The organism is Amycolatopsis sp. cmx-4-54, assembly GCF_046548895.1.
In the GTDB taxonomy this organism is placed as follows: Bacteria; Actinomycetota; Actinomycetes; order Mycobacteriales; family Pseudonocardiaceae; genus Amycolatopsis.
This window is the reverse complement of the sequence record NZ_JAEBEJ010000009.1, coordinates 304,562-319,926: the sequence shown is the minus strand read 5'-3', so window position 1 is coordinate 319,926 and position 15,365 is coordinate 304,562. Positions and strand designations below refer to the sequence as shown.

Here is a 15,365-nt window from a genome sequence, read left to right as displayed (position 1 = left end):
CCGACGGTTCGGCGGGTGATGAGACATGACGAGCGACAGCGAGGTCCGGAGGCGGTCCCTGACGAGTTACGTCGGCCGTGCGGAAGACGAGAACGAGGTCCGGCGGCTGCTCGGCATGGGGCGCCTGGTGACCTTGACCGGCGCCGGCGGGGTGGGCAAGACCCGGTTGGCCGCCCAGGTGGCCAGTTCGCTCACCCGGGACTTCCCCGGCGGCGTCGCGGTCGCCGGGCTGGGGGAGCTGCGGGACGAACGCCTCGTCCCACGTGCGGTCGCCGACAGCCTCGGCCTGCACGACACGGCGGGGCGTACCGACCTGGACGCCGTCGTCGGATATCTGCGCCCCCGGCGGTCGTTGCTGCTGCTCGACAACTGCGAGCATCTCCGCGACGGCAGCGTGGAACTGGTGACGGCGTTGCTGCGCGAATGCCGGGATCTCGTGGTCCTGGCCACCAGCCGCTGCTCCCTGGGGCTCGCCGGCGAGCAGGTCCTGACGATCCCGCCCTTGGCCGTGCCCGATGGCGAGATCGGGACGGCCGAAGTGGCGCTCACGTTCGGCGCGGTACGGCTGTTCGCGGAGCGTGCCGCCAACGTCCTGCCCGCGTTCGAGGTCACCGAAGGCAACGTCGCGGATGTCGTCCGCCTCTGCCGTGGCCTCGACGGACTGCCGCTGGCGATCGAACTGGCGGCGGCCCGGATCCGCGCCTTGTCACCCTCGCAGATCGCCGAGCGGGTCGAGAAGAATTCGGGGATGCTGGCCAGCGGTCTCCGGATGCCCGTCGAGCGGCATCGGACGTTGCGCGCCACCATCGAGTGGAGTCATTCCCTCTGCACCGAGGACGAGCGGATCGTCTGGGCACGCTGTTCGGTGTTCGCCGGGCAGTTCGACCTGTCCGGCGTCGAGGACGTCTGTATTGAGGACGGCGGGCTGGACTCCTTGGCCGTACTGGACGCGGTGGACGGTCTGGTCGACAAATCGGTGCTGGCCCGGATCGACGGCACGGACAAGGTCCACTACCGGATGCTCCGGCTCCTCCGCGAATACGGCGGACGACAGCTCGCCGGTTCCGGCGACGAGCTCGCCGTGGCGAGGAAGCACCGTGACCACTATGCCCGGCTCATCGCACAGGCCGCCGCCACCTGGTTCGGACCGGAGCAGGACGAGGCCTACGAGCGCCTGACGGCGGCCCACGCCGACATTCGCGAAGCGTTGTCGTGGTCGCTTCGCACCCCCGGTGAAAGCCCGGTGGCGCTGGAGATGGCCACCGGCACGATCGAATACTGGGTGGCCCGCGGCGCGGCCTGGGAACTGCGGGACTGGATCGATCGCGCGCTCGACGCGGCGCCGCCGGAGACCCGAGGACGGGCCAGGGGGCTGGCGATCGCGGCCTTGTGCGCCGCGCTGCACGCGGATTTGCCCCTTGCTCGGCGACGGCTGGCCGACGCCGAGGCGATCGAGGACGAAGACGCGGCTCCCTACGTCGCGCACGCGAGTGCCTTCGTGAGGATGTTGTCGATCGAGCCGAACACCATGGTCCGTGCCGCGGAGGCCGTGCGGATCTTCGGTGAGCGAGGCGACGTCCGGCGTCAGATGCACCCGATGTTCATCCAGGGGGTCGCGCTGGCCTACCGAGGTGATCTCCCGGGAGCACGGGCGCTGCTGGGCTCGATGCGGCGGCTGTGCGAGGACGCGGGGGAGTACCGGTATCGCTCCATGGCCCTGTTCGGGCTGGGGGTCGCCGAAGTCTGTTACGGCGGCGATCTCGATGACGGGGAACGGTGCATCCGTGCCGCGCTGGAGATCGACCTTCGCGCCTCGGACGTCCTGTCCGCGGCCTACCGGGTGGACGGCCTCGCGTGGGTGGCCGCGCGCCGCGAGGACTGGGTCCGTGCGGCGGAACTGTTCGGGACCGCCGCCACGCTTTGGGAGCGCTGCAGTGCCGAGCCCGACGTGGCCGTCACCCTGACCCATCGGACGTTCCACGCGGCCACGCGGGACGCCTTGGGGGAGGGACGGTTCGACGCCGCGTTCGCCGAGGGTCGGCGGCGGAACCCGCACGACGCCCTGAGCGGTCCGCCGTCGGAACCCGTCGGCGAACCGGCCGTGCTCGCGCCGCTGACGCCTCGTGAATCGGAGATCGCGCGGCTGGTCGCGGCCGGGCTGAGCAACCGGGAGATCGCGGCGAGACTGGTCATCGCCCGGCGCACGGTGGAGACGCATCTGCAGCACATCTCGCACAAGCTCGACTTCGTCAACCGGACCCAGCTGGCCGTCTGGGTCGAGCAGCGGCCGCTGTGACCTCCGGGGCACACAGCGGCCGCGAGACGCCCGGCGTCAGTCGATCGGGCAGGTTCCTTGGTACACGGCGATCTTCGGGTCGTTCGCCGGAAGCGGGCACAGGAACTGGTTGTACCTGGTGTCCTCGTCCACGAAGCGTTTCAGCCACGAAAGGCTGTACTTCGCGATGGTCACGTTCGGATTCGTGGGCGCCATGTGGCCGGCACCGGCCAGCAGCATGTACGCCTTGTCGAGCGAGGCGGGAAGGCTTTGGTAGAACGGCCGGGAATGGGAGCCGTCCGGGGCGATGAAGTCGTTCTGGGCACTGACGACGAAGGTGGGGACCTTCAGGTCGGAGAACGTCGTGTTCGGATTCCAGCCCGTCAGCGGGATGGCCGCCTTCAACGTGGGTGCCTTCTGCGACGCGATCAACGCTCCGCCGCCGCCCATCGAATGCCCCATGACGGCCAGCCTGCCCGGGTCGACGCGGCTCTTGGCCTGACTCGAATCGGTGACGTAACGCAGCGCCGCGAGCAGCTGGTCGGAGCGCCTGTCCGGGGTGTCCCAGGCGCTGTTGGTCGAGAACGTGATGACGACGAAACCCTGGGACGCCAGCCGCGGGCCGTACCAGGAGATCGCCGCCTCCGACTCCAGGAAGCCGGGCGCGATCGCGATCGCGCCGAACGTGCCCTGGCCGGTGGCGGTCGGGTAATGGATCGTCCCGCCTCCGAAACCTTGTCCGGCGGGGACTTTCTCGGTGGCGGTCTGGAACGTGCCACGGTCCGCTTCGATACTGGCCTTCGTCGGTGCCGGGCCGCGGGCATGAGGACTCTCCTCGGCGGCGGCCGGAACCGCCGCCACGAGAAGTGCGGTCACCGCACTGAGAACCGCGGCGCCCCACTGTGATCCACGCTTCATTGCGCATTTCCTCTCGGAAGAACCGCTCCGAGGCCGGAACGGATTCCCAGGTATAGCGGGACTCCGGGGAGATGCGCGTCGTGGAAACTACTGAGGGCCGGAAAATTGTCACGTCGAGGTGGATTCGGTGGTTGTGACCAGTGAGATCTGTCCTGGTCGTGGGGGTGTGGTGGTTCGTCCCGGGGGTGTTGCGAAAGCCACTTTCGCAACCCGCTCGTGGGGCTGTGCGCCTCAGGCTGTGGTCGTTCGTCCCGGGGGTGTTGTGAAAGCCACTTTCGCAACCTTCAACGTTGCGAGAGTGGCTTTCGCAACCCGGGTTCGTGGGGCTGTGGGTCTCGGGCTGTGGTGGTTCGGCCGGGGGGCAAAAGCCACTTTCGCAACCTGCTCGTGGGGCTGTGCGCCTCAGGCTGTGGTCGTTCGTCCCGGGGGGTGTTGTGAAAGCCACTTTCGCAACCTTCAACGTTGCGAGAGTGGCTTTCGCAACCTGGGTTCGTGGGGCTGTGGGTCTCGGGCTGTGGTGGTTCGGCCGGGGGGGGCAAAAGCCACTTTCGCAACCTGCTCGTGGGGCTGTGCGCCTCAGGCTGTGGTGGTTCGTCCCGGGGGGTGTTGTGAAAGCCACTTTCGCAACCTTCAACGTTGCGAAAGTGGCTTTCGCAACACGCCCCCACCGACACCGCGGTCAGGCCCCAGGCCGGTTCCCGCTCGGGATCGTGATGGGGGTGGTCGTCGGCGAGGTGCCCTTGTTGAGGAACAACATCGCCAGCGCGCGCACCAGTTGGTCGAACAGGTAGAAGCCGGCGGGCATGATGGGGATCAGTCCCTCGCGGAAGGCGATGTAGGCGGGCCACGCCGTGCGGATGAGGGCGGCGGACGCGTAGTCGCGGCGCAGTCCGAGCCAGTCGCCGATCGCGTCGCTCAGCACGTAACGCACGAATTCGTTGAGGAATCCGCGAGTGACGCCCAGATCGATCTGCGCGGTCAACCCGAGCAGGTCTTCGGCGAGCTCTTTCCCTTCGTGCGACGGGGAAAGGATCGGGGTGAGCACCTGCGCCGATTGCGCGTGCGCGGCAGTCCACGTCTTCGGGATGAACTCCTCCCGTACGCCGAGCAGGTGGATGGCGACCTGCCACATGTGGAGGAAGGCCTCTTCGTCGGCGGCCGACATCGGGACCTTCCACTCGCGCAGTTTCCGGTGCACGTAGGTGCCGAGGCTGTGGAAGGTGACCAGGATGTCGCCGTTGCTGATCGGGATCCGCTCGTCCGCGACGGCCTTCCAGTGCGCCGACTGCGGCAGCAGATGCCGCACCGCGGCGTGCACGAGCCGGGTCTTGTTGGCGGTGACCACGAACTGGCCGTCGGGCTCGAAAGCGTTCAGGTCGCTCAGGTCGTAGCCGAAGGTGAACGTCTTGGCCGCGCGGTCCTGCATGTCGGCCCCGCCCGCGGACCAGTAGACCGATTTGGCCTCACGCGGGATGACGGTGCTCATGATGCCGCTGCCGAGCCCGTACAGCATGAACAGGAAGGTGTCCTTGCGCCGGTTGAAATCGGCCGCGCGGCGCAACTTCGCGGGGTCGGCCCACGACGGCAGCTTGTGGACGCGCCGGAGGTAGCCCGCCAGATCGGCGGGGAGGCCGCCGGGCAGCGGATCGTTGTTGTCCACCCAGGATTTCATCGCCGTGTTGACCGCCGGAACCTGGCCCGCTTCGAGGATCCTCGCCATGATGCGGTCGATCTCGTCGTCCCAGACCCACCACGGGTCGGCCGCCGAACCGGTCTGTGTCGCACCCCAAGCCGGCGTCACGCTCGCCGCGCCGACCAGCCCCAAGGCGACACCGAGGGACAGAACGTTCCTCCTGCTGAGATCGCTCATTTACTTACCTGACTTCCTTGGTAGGTGTCCGATGAGTGATGTGCGCGTTTTCCGTCCAGGTCGCGGAGCGAACCCGCAGCGTGCGCCATCCAGAGGTGACGGAAGGACGAGGCGGGAGCCGAAGCGGTCGACATGGCCATCCTCAGATGTCGGAACGGGACTGGTCGCGAGGCCAGTATGCATGCCAAACCGCCGGTTGAGAAGTCATAAGTTAATCGGAAATCACATCGGGGAGCGGTCTCCGCCGGTCAGTTCCCGTGCCGGTGATCCGGTTCGTGGTTGACTTCCCCGCATGGCCTCGTTCCCGTCCGCAGCCGCTCGGAACCCGCGATGAGCGCCGACTCGACCGCCGCCGTCCGGCCCCGAAACCGCAAGCAGACGATCGTCGACGCGGCCGGGCGGATCTTCAGCGAGCACGGCTACCACGCGGCGTCGATGGAGGAGATCGCCGCCGACGTGGGCATCACCGCGGCGGCCCTGTACCGGCACTTCCCGAACAAGTACGCGTTGTTCGCCGCGTGCGCGAACGTCATGGCCGACCGCCTCGTCGCCACCCTCGACGAGGTCGCGCCCGGCGCGCCGCTGGTGGACGTGCTCGCCGCCGTCACGCGGGGCACGGTCACCCATCGCGCGTCGAGCGGTCTGTACCGGTGGGAATCCCGGTATCTCGACCGCGATGACCGGCACTCGCTCGCGCTGAAGTTCGGGCAGGTCGTGGACCGGATGACCGAAGCGGTGCGGCGGGAGTATCCGCTCCCCGGCGCGGGCCTGCGGGCCGTGGCCGCACTCGGCGTGATCGGGTCCATCACGATGCACCGCACGTCGATCGCCCAGCGCCGGGTCGAAGAGGTGCTGGTGGAGTCGGCGCTGCGGGTGGCCGCGACCGACCCGGCGACGGGTGGCGGGGGCGCGCACGCCGTCGAGCTGCCGTCCGGTCCGGTGTCGGGCACCAGGCGTTCGGAGATCATCGCGGCCGCCATCCCGTTGTTCGAACAGGACGGGTTCGCCAACGTCACGAACGGCCGGATCGCCGAAGCCGTGGGGCTGGTGCCGTCCGCGCTCTACCGGTATTTCCCCGGTAAGGCCGACATTCTCGCCGCCGCCTGTCTGCAGGCAGCGGGGATTCTGGCCCAGGCGGTGGAACAGAACCTTCACGGTGCCGACGACCCGGGCCGGGCGCTGCTCGCACTGGCGCGGACGTATGTGGCGTACAGCTTCGAGCACACCGCGCTGACGAGCGTCGCCAACGCCGAACTGGCGGGCCTTCCCACTGCTCTGCGGCGGCCTTTGGTCAGCGCGCAACGCGAGCACATCGCCGTCTGGGAACGGGAATTGCGGGCGGCGCGGCCGGAACTCGGCCAGCGTCAGGCGAGGGTGCTCGTGCACGCGGGTTTCGGGGTGGTGGTCGAAGCGGGCCGGAAGTTGCGGTGGGAGGACGTCCCCGCCAACCGTGACGCGGTGAGCGCGTTGCTGGTGGGCGCCTTGGGCGGTTGACGGACCGTTCCTCAGGGTTCGCGGTGGCCGAGACCGGCGGAGACCTGTCGCGCCGCGCGGCCGACGATGTGGTTCAGCCCGCGCATCCGGGCGGCGGGCATGTACGGCCGGGTCGCCGAAACGCTGATGGCGCCGGTGGCGTCCCGGATCGGCGCCGCGACACAACGGATCCCCGGTTCGTTGTCCCTCCAGGTCCGTCGCCACCCCGGACTCCGCGTACTCGCGCGTCCGCGCGAGGAACGCGTCGACGTCTTCCGGGCGCAACCGGCCGGGTTCCGCCGGTGTCTCGGCCAGGTACAGCTTTCGCCACTCCGGTGCGGAGTTCAGCAGCAGGGCCATGACGACACCGGTACGGGTCAACGGCATCCGGTGTCTACTTCGGACAGTTCTGCCTGACCTCGACGCTCTGGTTCTTCCTCACCTGGTTACTGACGTAGCTTCGCGCCCGGTTTCGCTTACATGATCGCGGGGATTCAGTCCTACGTCTTCCTGGTCGGCAAGGTGGCGCGTGTCGCGAAACGGCTGTGACCAGTACGACATAGATACCCCCTAGGGGTACTTGCGCCGAGTGTGGCCGCAGGCATAACTTCGTCTCCGTCAGGTACCCCCTAGGGGTATCAAGTTTTCGAAAGGACGGTAGTCATGGCGGAGACAACCCCGGACCCACGACGGTGGTGGGCGCTGGGACTCATCGCGCTGGCCCAGTTCATGGTCATCATGGACACCTCGATCATCGGCGTCGCACTACCCGCTATGCAGCAGGACCTCGGGTTCTCCCCGGGTGACCTGTCGTGGGTGTTCAACGCCTACGTCATCGCGCTGGCCGGGCTCCTGCTGCTCGGCGGACGCCTCTCGGACCTGTTCGGCGCGCGAAAGATGTTCACCGCCGGCTGGGTCGTCACGCTCGGCGGTTCCGTGGTCGCCGCGGTCGCGGGCACCGCGTGGGTCGAACTGCTCGGCCGGGTGCTGCAAGGCGCGGGAGCGGCGCTGATCGCGCCGTCCGCGCTGACCCTGCTGATGATGCTGTTCGGCGCGCGTCCCCGTGAGCTGACGAAGGCGCTCGCGCTCTACGGCGCGGCCGCACCCGCCGGTGGTACCGCCGGGGTGTTCCTCGGTGGCGTGATCACCGAATGGCTGTCGTGGCCGTGGATCTTCTGGCTCTACGTCCCGATTTCGCTCATCGCGGTGCTGGCGACCGGCAAGCTGATGCCGTCCGCGCCCGCACGGCGTGGCTCGGTCGACATCGCCGGTGCCATCGCGGCGACCGCGGGTCTCGGGCTGACCGTGTTCGGTGTCGTCCGGGCACCGGAAGCGGGCTGGGACTCGGCGGGCACCTGGGGCGCGCTGGTGGGTGGCGTCGCTCTGCTCGCGGTGTTCGTGCTGATCCAGCGCAGGCGTGAGGTTCCGTTGGTGCGCCTGGGGATCTTCCGGACGCCGAACCTCGGCGGTGCCAACCTGGCGCAGTTCCTGCTCGGTGCGGCGTGGATCCCGATGTGGTACTTCCTCAACCTGTACCTGCAGCAGGTCCTGGGATACGGGGCCTTCGCCAGCGGTGCCGCGCTGCTGCCGATGACGGTGCTGATCGTGGTGCTGATGGTCGCGGTCGCGCCCCGGCTGATCGGCCGGTTCGGGCCGAAGAAGATGATCATCGGCGGGCTGTGGGCGCTCGCCGCGGGACTGGTGTGGCTGTCGTTCGTCAGCCCGACGGGCAACTTCGTCGTCGACGTCCTGCCCGCTTCGCTGGTCGCGGCTCTCGGGCAGGCGCTCGCGTTCATCCCGTCGCTCGGCACCGCCATCTCCAGCGCGAAACCGGAGGAAGGCGGACTGGCGTCGGGGATCGTGAACACCTCGTACCAGATCGGCTCGGCGCTCGGTCTCGCCGCGATGACCGCGGTCGGCGTGTCGTTCGGCGCGGGGCGGATCGGAGACCCGGTCGCGCTGACCGGCGGGTACTCGGCCGCGTTCCTCGGTGCCGCGGGAATCGCGGTCGCCGGTGGCTTCCTGGCCATGGCCGCCCTGCGCGCCCCGAAGCCCGAGCCGAGTGAGATCGGCGGAGGTGAACCGGCGGTGCTGAAATGACCGGCTGTATTCCCGTGTGGAGGGCGAGACCGTTCCAGGTCCGCCCTCCACACGGCGTTTTCGGGCCGGGGCTCACATTTCGCGCGGCCGTGTCGTCGGTTGGGCAGAACACCCACCAAGGCAAGGAGATCGCGATGAACGCCAGGCTCGACTACTTCGGCAACCCGGTCGGCGGAAAGTTCCTGAAGGCCCTCGTCTCGGCGAACAGGACGCTGGCAAGCTCGTCTCTGTCGCTCACGATTCAAGAGCTGGTACGGATGCGTGCGAGCCAGATCAACGGATGCGCGGTGTGCCTGGACATCCACACCAAGGAGGCCGCCGCCGCGGGCGAAACGGACGTGCGGATCAACCTGGTCGCCGTTTGGCGGGAGGCGAACGTCTTCACCGAGGCCGAGCGTGCCGCGCTGGAGGTGACCGAGCAGGCCTGCCGGATGGCCGACGGCGGCGTCGTCACCGATGAGGCGTGGGCGAACGTCGCCAAGCATTTCGACGAGGACCAGCTCGCCGCCCTGGTCAGTGTGATCTCGCTGATCAACGCCTTCAACCGGATGAACGCCATCGTCCAGAACCCCGGCGGCGACTACCGGGTCGGGCAGTTCGCGTGACCGCCACCGAGACCGCGCGCAATCGGGCGGCGTTCGGCCGCTTTCACGAAGCGACCAACAGCGGCAGCTACGACGTCATCGAGAAGATGATCGACGAGGTCGTCGCGCCGGACGTCGTGTTCCACGCGCCGGTTCCGATGGAGACGACCGGGGCGCAGGCACTGAAACAGGTGTGGACGGTGCTGCTGCGCGCGTTCCCGGATCTGCGGGTCACGGCCGAGGACGTGCTCGCCGACGGCGACAAGATCGTCTGCCGGAACACCGTCACCGGCACCCACCAGGGCGAGTTCAGGGGGATGCCCGCCACCGGGAAGCGGGTTTCCTACGGCGAGATCTTCATCCTCCGCTTCGCCGGAGGGCGGGTCGCCGAGATCTGGGGTGTCGTCGACGTCCTCACCCAGCTGCGGCAACTCGGCGCCCTCGCGGCTTAGCGGTCAGGCGTCGGACCACGGCCGGAGTTTCTCCGGGTTCCGCATCCCCCAGATGCGCTGGATCCGGTCTTCGGCGACGTGGAACGCGAAGACGGCGACGGTCCGCCCGGCCTGCTGGAGCACGAGGCCGGGCCGGCCGTTGACCTCCCGCTCCACCAGGTCGAGTCCGGACGTCAGGTGCGCCACCGTAAGGAGATAGGACGCGACCTGCTCGCGCCCTTCGAACGGGTGCAGCGCGGCCCTGACGACTCCGCCGCCGTCGCCGGCCGCCTTGACGTCCGGATCGAGGAGACCGATGAGGGCTTCGATGTCCTTGGCTTCCCACGCCTTCTTGAACTCCTTGACGAGCTCCGCCTGCCGGGCGATCGGGGCGGGCACGAGCCGCGTCGCGCGGATGCGGCGGCGGGCGGAGGTGGCCAGCTGACGGCAGGCGGCCGGGGTGCGGCCGACGATCTCCGCGACCTCGGCGAAGGGGAAGCGGAAGACGTCGTGCAGGACGAAAGCGACCCGCTCGGCCGGTGTCAGCGACTCGAGCACGACCAGAAAGGCCATGTTGATCGACTCGTCGAGGGTGATCCGGTCGGCCGGATCGCCGGTGGGCGGACGCAGGGTCGTCCACTCGACGTGTCCCGGCAAAGGTTCGGGGAGCCACTCGCCGACGTAGCGTTCCCGGCGTGCGCGGGCCGAGCCGAGGAGGTCCAAGCAGATGCGGCCGGCGACGGTGGTCAGCCACGCGCCGGGGGAGTCGATCGCTTCCCGCTGTGCCGGGGACAAGGCGTACCAGCGGGTGTAGGTCTCCTGCACCACGTCCTCGGCCTCGGAGAGCGAGCCGACCAGGCGATACGCGAGCCCGATCAGCTGACGCCGCTCACTCACGATCGCCTTCAACGCCGGGTCGAGCGGGCCGTGCGTGCGTTCGTTCATGGGAATTCGCCCCCTGGTCTCGTGCGCTGTCCCGGGTACGACGAGACACCGCCGCCGAATGTGAGGTCACCCGGCGGCGGTGGGCTATGCCGTCGCCGAGCGGGGGAAATCCTTCCGCTTGATCTTGGCCCGGCGGCCGTCCGGATGATGGAAGACGATGCCCTCGGCCACGTGCCCGGGAGAGAACCGGCTGTCCAGCGTGGCGAGGAAATCCCGGAGTTCGTGGTAGCCGCGCGGTACTTCCGGGACGGCCGGTGCCTGGAAGTCGAACGGGACGCACCGGTGGTCTTCCAGTCCCAGAGGGTTGCCCTGGATACGAGGGCCGAGCGCCTCGCTCGGGTGCTCCCCGTCCGGCCACCCGGACACGTCGGTGTTGCCGGCCGCCGCGAGGATCCACTTGTCCTCGGCGGAGCCGCCGTCGGTGTCCACGTACCAGCCGTCCACGATGCCCTGCTGCTTCTGCGTCTTGCTGGGGTTGCGGCGCTTCTCGACTCGGACCAGCTGTCCCGCTCGCACGGTCAGCCGGACGTTGGTGCCGTCGAGTTTCTCGGTTCCCACGCCGGCACCGTCGAACACCCACGCGCACTCGGCGCGAGGCCTGTCGACGACGTGGAAGCGCTCATCGCGCTCGAAAAGCGTGGGGATCTTTTCCATTACGGTCTTCCCTTTCACGACGTGCCCGATGAGCTCCTCGGCGGTGATGGCGCCGACGGACAGACCGCCGGCGAGCGCCCGTATCAGCTCTGCCACGGAAACGTCGGCTTCGACGGCCACGTGCTTCAGCGCTTTCTTCTCCTCGGGGGAGATCCAGGCGACCAGCCGTGACCAACCCTCGGGAGGTGACCACCGGGCCGGCGCCGCAGGGTCCTTCCGCGGCCTGCCCCGTCCACGTGCCTGCTCCACGGGAGGGACCCTAGCCATCGTGGGGATCTTGTGTCAATTGGCATAATAGAAAATATTCCGCAGGTCAGGCGGCATATGCATCGGTTTCGACCCGCGCGACGCCTTGGCATGCGGTAACCGAGCGTGGTGGGTGTGGAATCAGGTCAGATCAGTTTGCGCCGCTTCGGGCCCCGTGAAACCGAGATCGTGCAGTTGGTGGCGGAAGGGTTGATCAACCGGCAGATCGCCGCGCGGTTGTTCATCTCCCAAGCCGCGGAACGGAGGATCGTCCGCAACTGAAGGCATCGCTCGGGGCGCCGCGTCCCGCTCGACTCCACCCGGTGGCCGTCCGCCCCGCCCCGCCGACGTTGCGAAAGCCACTTTCCCAACCTTCAACGTTGGGAAAGTGGCTTTCGCAACGACACCCGTCGGCGCAGAATGACACTCGTCGGCGCGGAACGACGAGTCAGCGGCGCGGTTCGATCGTCATGTCGCCGCGGGTCATGGCGAGGGTCGTGTCGCGGGCGAGCACCTCGTGCGGGAAACCGAGATCGATCGCGCTGGCCTCGTCGAGGCGGGCCAGTTGCGAGCCGGTGAACTCGACCTCCAGCGCGCCGAGATTGTCCTCCAGCTGGGCGGGCGTGCGGGCGCCGATGATCGGTGCCGTCACGCCTGGGTTCCGCAGGGTCCAGGCCAAGCCGATCTGGGCGGGGCTGCGGCCGAGTTCGGCGGCAACCTCCTTCACGACGTCCACGATGGCCAAATTGCGTTCGGTGAGCGTGCCCAGGGCGAGATTGAAGTTCTTGCGGGTGCCGTCTTCGGACGGGGTCAGGTCGTCGCGGTCGTACTTCCCGGTGAGCACGCCGCCCGCCAGCGGTGACCAGGGGACCACACCCAGCCCCATCTCGCGGGCCATGGGGATCAGGTCGCGTTCCCCGGTGCGCTCGATCAGGTTGTACTCGATCTGCAGCGCGACCAGCGGCGTCCAGCCGCGCAGATCGGCGATCGCCTGCATCCGCGAAACCTCCCAGGCCGGGGCGTTGGAGATCGCCACGTACAGGATCTTGCCCTGCCGGACCAGATCGTCCATCCCGCGCAGGATCTCCTCGACCGGCGTCGTGAAATCCCACAGGTGCAGGTAAAGCAGATCGAGGTAGTCCGTGTTGAGCTGCCGCAGGCTGGCTTCCACCGACGCGAACAGGCTCTTGCGGTGCCCGCCCCCGGAATTCGGGTCTCCCTGCCTGCGCAGGGTCGTGTACTTCGTCGCCAGCACAAGGCTTTCGCGGTTGTCGCGGGCGAATTCGCCCAGCAGCCGTTCGGAGCTGCCGTTCGTGTAGGTGCTGGCGGTGTCGATGAAGTTGCCGCCGCGTTCGACGTAGGCGTCGAACAGTCGACGGGCCTCGTCCGGCTCCGCGCCCCAGCCCCATTCGGTGCCGAAGGTCGCCGCGCCCAGTGCCAGCGGGGACACCCGCAGCCCGGACCGGCCCAGCAGCCGATAGGTGTCGAGGGTGAGCGACATCGTGTCCTCCTGTGTTCGTGCTCCGTTGTCGAAGTCGAGTCTGCGACCGCCGCGAGCAGGGGATAAGGGAGAGGACATCCTGGGAACACCGGTCCCACCCTCGCTGTTGGACCGGGCATGACGACCCGCACCGTTGACACGACGCAGGAGCTGGCCGCGTTCCTGCGGACCCGGCGTGAACGCCTGGACCCGGGCGAATTCAGCCTGCCGTCACGCCGTCGGTACCGGCGGACGCCGGGGCTGCGCCGCGAAGAGGTCGCCGAACTGGCCGGGGTCAGCATCGACTACATCGTGCGGCTGGAGCAGGCACGCGGGCTGCGCCCTTCGGCGGATGTGATCGAAGCGCTGGCGCGCGCGTTGCGCCTGGCCCCCGACGAACGTGCCTATCTCTTCGATCTGGCCCGGCAGCGGCCCCGCACCGCCGACAAGCTCGCCACCACGGCGGCGCCGCCGCTGGCCCGGCTGGTCGCCGATCTGTCGCCGCTGCCTGCCATGCTGATGAACCACCGCTACGACATCCTGGCCTGGAACGGCGAAATGGCGAGGCTGCTGGTGGATTTCGCCACGTTGCCACCGGCGCAGCGCAACGCGATGTGGCTGTGCCTCAAACATCCCGAGGTACGCGAGTTCTACGCGGACCGTGAACGTGTCATCCGTGAGGGGATCGCCCATCTGCGCGCCGCCTGGGCCGCGCATCCGGACGACGAGGCCTTGACCGAGCTCATCGCCGAATTCACCGCCGACCGGGAATTCGCGCGGCTGTGGGCCGAACGTGACGTCAAGGTCAACGGCCGCGGGCGCAAGGTGATGCGGCATCCCGAAGCCGGTGTGCTCGACCTCCATTACGAAGTGCTCACCCCGCTTCAGGATCAGGACCAGCGGCTGGTGATCTATCGCGCCATGGCCGAAGACAGCCGTTCGGCCATGGACCGGCTGTTCACCGCGTAGGGCCGACCGCGGAAACGCTGGACAGCTGGGCGGGTGGGGTCGCGCAGCAGCCATCCGATGCCGTGTCCCCGGGCTCGTCGAACAGGCCCGCGCCACCGCATACGCCGGTCTCGGCCATCCTGAGTTCGACGCGAGCGGCCGCGTCGTGGTCTCCGGCGAGCTCCGCGGCGATGCTGCGCACCTGTTCGTAACCGGTCATGGCCAGGAACGTCGGCGCCCGGCCGTAGCTCTTCATGCCCGCGAGGAAGAAGTTCTTCTCCGGGTGAGCGAGTTCCTTCGCGCCATGCGGGTACACGGTGCCGCAGGAATGCACGTTCGGATCGATCAGCGGCGCGAGCGCCACCGGCGCCTGCAGCGTCGGGTCCAGTTCGAGGCGGATTTCCGAGAGCAGGCCTAGATCGGGGCGGAATCCCGACAGTGTCACCACTTCGTCGACCCGGTCGACGCGCTGTCCGGCGGAGGAGATCAAGCTCAGCCGCCCGTCTTCGTCGCGTTCGACCGTCTCGGTGCGGAAGCCGGTCAGGACGGTGATCAGCCCGGACTCCACCGCCGCCCTGGCACGCAGACCGAGAGCGCCTCGTGCGGGGAGCTGGTCCGCGTCGCCGCCGCCGAAGGTGTTGCCGACCGAGCCGCGGCGCAGCACCCAGCTGATCCGTGTGTCCGCGGAATCCTCCGCCAGGCCGGCCAACGCGACCAGCGCGGTCAGCGCGGAGTGTCCGCTTCCCGCGACCACCACGTGCTTGCCCGCGTACCGTCCCCGCTCCACCGGATCTCCCAGATCGGGGACGCGGTAGCCGATCCGGTCTTCCGCCGCTCGTTCGCCGATGGCGGGAAGTCCTTCCCCGCCAAGAGGATTCGGTGTCGGCCAGGTTCCGGAGGCGTCGATCACCGCCCGCGCCGCGATCCGCTCCTCCGTGCCGCCGGCGGTACGGACGTGCACGGTGAAAGGCTCGTCGCCGCGGCCGCTGTCCACGATCCGGTCCCGGCCGCGGCGCGCCACGCCGACCACCTCGGCGCCGAACCGGACCCGGTCCCCGAGCGCGGAAGCCAGCGGGCGCAGGTAGGCCTCTGCCCAGTCCGAACCCGTCGGGTAGCTCCCGGCGGCGGGGCCGGACCAGCCGGTCGTCGCCAGTAGCCGTCCGGCCGCCGGAGCGACGAGCTCGGACCACGGTGAGAAAAGGCGGACGTGATTCCACTCCGCCACCGCCGCACCCGCGTGCGCGCCGCGTTCCAGCACCAACGGCTCGAGACCCCGTTCGGCGAGTTCGGCGGCCGCCGCCAAGCCGACCGGCCCCGCTCCGACGACCACCACAGGCAACTCGTTCATCCCCGCACCTTTCATCGATCTGGCTCGATTGAACCGACGTCCGGACTGTATCGACGGGTGTCGATTGACGCAACCATCGATTTTGGTCGATAC

General features: G+C 68.7%; 14 protein-coding genes. 7 read left to right on the top strand and 7 right to left on the bottom strand.

Annotated features, from left to right (window positions below; all coding sequences use genetic code 11):
- Positions 1–25: 25 nt before the first annotated feature.
- Positions 26–2,296, top strand: a complete 2,271-nt coding sequence (locus ACLJQ7_RS28695; protein ID WP_410651263.1) for an ATP-binding protein — start codon at positions 26–28, stop codon at positions 2,294–2,296.
- A gap of 36 nt (positions 2,297–2,332) precedes the next feature.
- Here ACLJQ7_RS28695 and ACLJQ7_RS28690 read toward each other — a convergent pair whose 3' ends face one another.
- Both ACLJQ7_RS28690 and ACLJQ7_RS28685 read right to left on the bottom strand, forming a co-directional pair.
- Complete coding sequence (locus tag ACLJQ7_RS28690; RefSeq protein ID WP_410651262.1) at positions 2,333–3,193, bottom strand: dienelactone hydrolase family protein; 861 nt, start codon at positions 3,191–3,193, stop codon at positions 2,333–2,335.
- 679 nt (positions 3,194–3,872) lie between these two features.
- Positions 3,873–5,063: an oxygenase MpaB family protein gene (locus ACLJQ7_RS28685; RefSeq protein ID WP_410651261.1), complete on the bottom strand. Its 1,191-nt coding sequence runs from the start codon at positions 5,061–5,063 to the stop codon at positions 3,873–3,875.
- 330 nt (positions 5,064–5,393) lie between these two features.
- Between ACLJQ7_RS28685 and ACLJQ7_RS28680 the strand changes: the two genes are divergently transcribed.
- Entirely contained in the window at positions 5,394–6,557 is a 1,164-nt protein-coding gene (locus ACLJQ7_RS28680) for a TetR/AcrR family transcriptional regulator (protein ID WP_410651260.1), read from the top strand.
- Positions 6,558–6,568: 11 nt separating this feature from the next.
- Here ACLJQ7_RS28680 and ACLJQ7_RS28675 read toward each other — a convergent pair whose 3' ends face one another.
- On the bottom strand, positions 6,569–6,727 hold the full coding sequence (locus ACLJQ7_RS28675) for a hypothetical protein (protein ID WP_410651355.1): 159 nt from the start codon (positions 6,725–6,727) through the stop codon (positions 6,569–6,571).
- Between the two features lie 472 nt (positions 6,728–7,199).
- On the opposite strand from ACLJQ7_RS28675, the gene ACLJQ7_RS28670 reads away from it, so the two are divergent.
- The 3 genes from ACLJQ7_RS28670 (at position 7,200) to ACLJQ7_RS28660 (ending at position 9,672) form a co-directional block, all read left to right on the top strand.
- A complete protein-coding gene (locus ACLJQ7_RS28670) occupies positions 7,200–8,636 on the top strand; it encodes an MFS transporter (protein WP_410651259.1) in 1,437 nt (478 codons plus the stop codon).
- 134 nt (positions 8,637–8,770) lie between these two features.
- On the top strand, positions 8,771–9,241 hold the full coding sequence (locus ACLJQ7_RS28665) for a carboxymuconolactone decarboxylase family protein (RefSeq protein WP_410651258.1): 471 nt from the start codon (positions 8,771–8,773) through the stop codon (positions 9,239–9,241).
- Complete coding sequence (locus ACLJQ7_RS28660; RefSeq protein WP_410651257.1) at positions 9,238–9,672, top strand: ester cyclase; 435 nt, start codon at positions 9,238–9,240, stop codon at positions 9,670–9,672. The genes ACLJQ7_RS28665 and ACLJQ7_RS28660 overlap by 4 nt, the downstream gene beginning before the upstream one ends.
- Before the next feature lie 3 nt (positions 9,673–9,675).
- Here the strand turns inward: ACLJQ7_RS28660 and sigJ are convergent, their stop codons facing one another.
- Both sigJ and ACLJQ7_RS28650 read right to left on the bottom strand, forming a co-directional pair.
- Positions 9,676–10,596 (bottom strand): RNA polymerase sigma factor SigJ, encoded by a 921-nt coding sequence (sigJ, locus tag ACLJQ7_RS28655; protein WP_410651256.1) that lies wholly within the window; start codon positions 10,594–10,596, stop codon positions 9,676–9,678.
- A gap of 84 nt (positions 10,597–10,680) precedes the next feature.
- Positions 10,681–11,499, bottom strand: coding sequence for a hypothetical protein (locus ACLJQ7_RS28650; RefSeq protein ID WP_410651255.1), 819 nt, complete (start codon positions 11,497–11,499; stop codon positions 10,681–10,683).
- A 132-nt stretch (positions 11,500–11,631) separates the two neighbouring features.
- On the opposite strand from ACLJQ7_RS28650, the gene ACLJQ7_RS28645 reads away from it, so the two are divergent.
- Positions 11,632–11,778, top strand: a complete 147-nt coding sequence (locus ACLJQ7_RS28645) for a LuxR C-terminal-related transcriptional regulator (protein ID WP_410651254.1) — start codon at positions 11,632–11,634, stop codon at positions 11,776–11,778.
- A 166-nt stretch (positions 11,779–11,944) separates the two neighbouring features.
- On the opposite strand, the gene ACLJQ7_RS28640 is transcribed toward ACLJQ7_RS28645, so the two are convergent.
- A complete protein-coding gene (locus tag ACLJQ7_RS28640; RefSeq protein WP_410651253.1) occupies positions 11,945–12,997 on the bottom strand; it encodes an aldo/keto reductase in 1,053 nt (350 codons plus the stop codon).
- A gap of 117 nt (positions 12,998–13,114) precedes the next feature.
- Here ACLJQ7_RS28640 and ACLJQ7_RS28635 point away from each other — a divergent pair, with 117 nt between their 5' ends.
- A complete protein-coding gene (locus ACLJQ7_RS28635; RefSeq protein WP_410651252.1) occupies positions 13,115–13,945 on the top strand; it encodes a helix-turn-helix transcriptional regulator in 831 nt (276 codons plus the stop codon).
- On the opposite strand, the gene ACLJQ7_RS28630 is transcribed toward ACLJQ7_RS28635, so the two are convergent.
- Complete coding sequence (locus tag ACLJQ7_RS28630; protein ID WP_410651251.1) at positions 13,935–15,272, bottom strand: FAD-dependent oxidoreductase; 1,338 nt, start codon at positions 15,270–15,272, stop codon at positions 13,935–13,937. The two genes, ACLJQ7_RS28635 and ACLJQ7_RS28630, sit on opposite strands and share 11 nt — an antisense overlap.
- Positions 15,273–15,365: the final 93 nt, after the last annotated feature.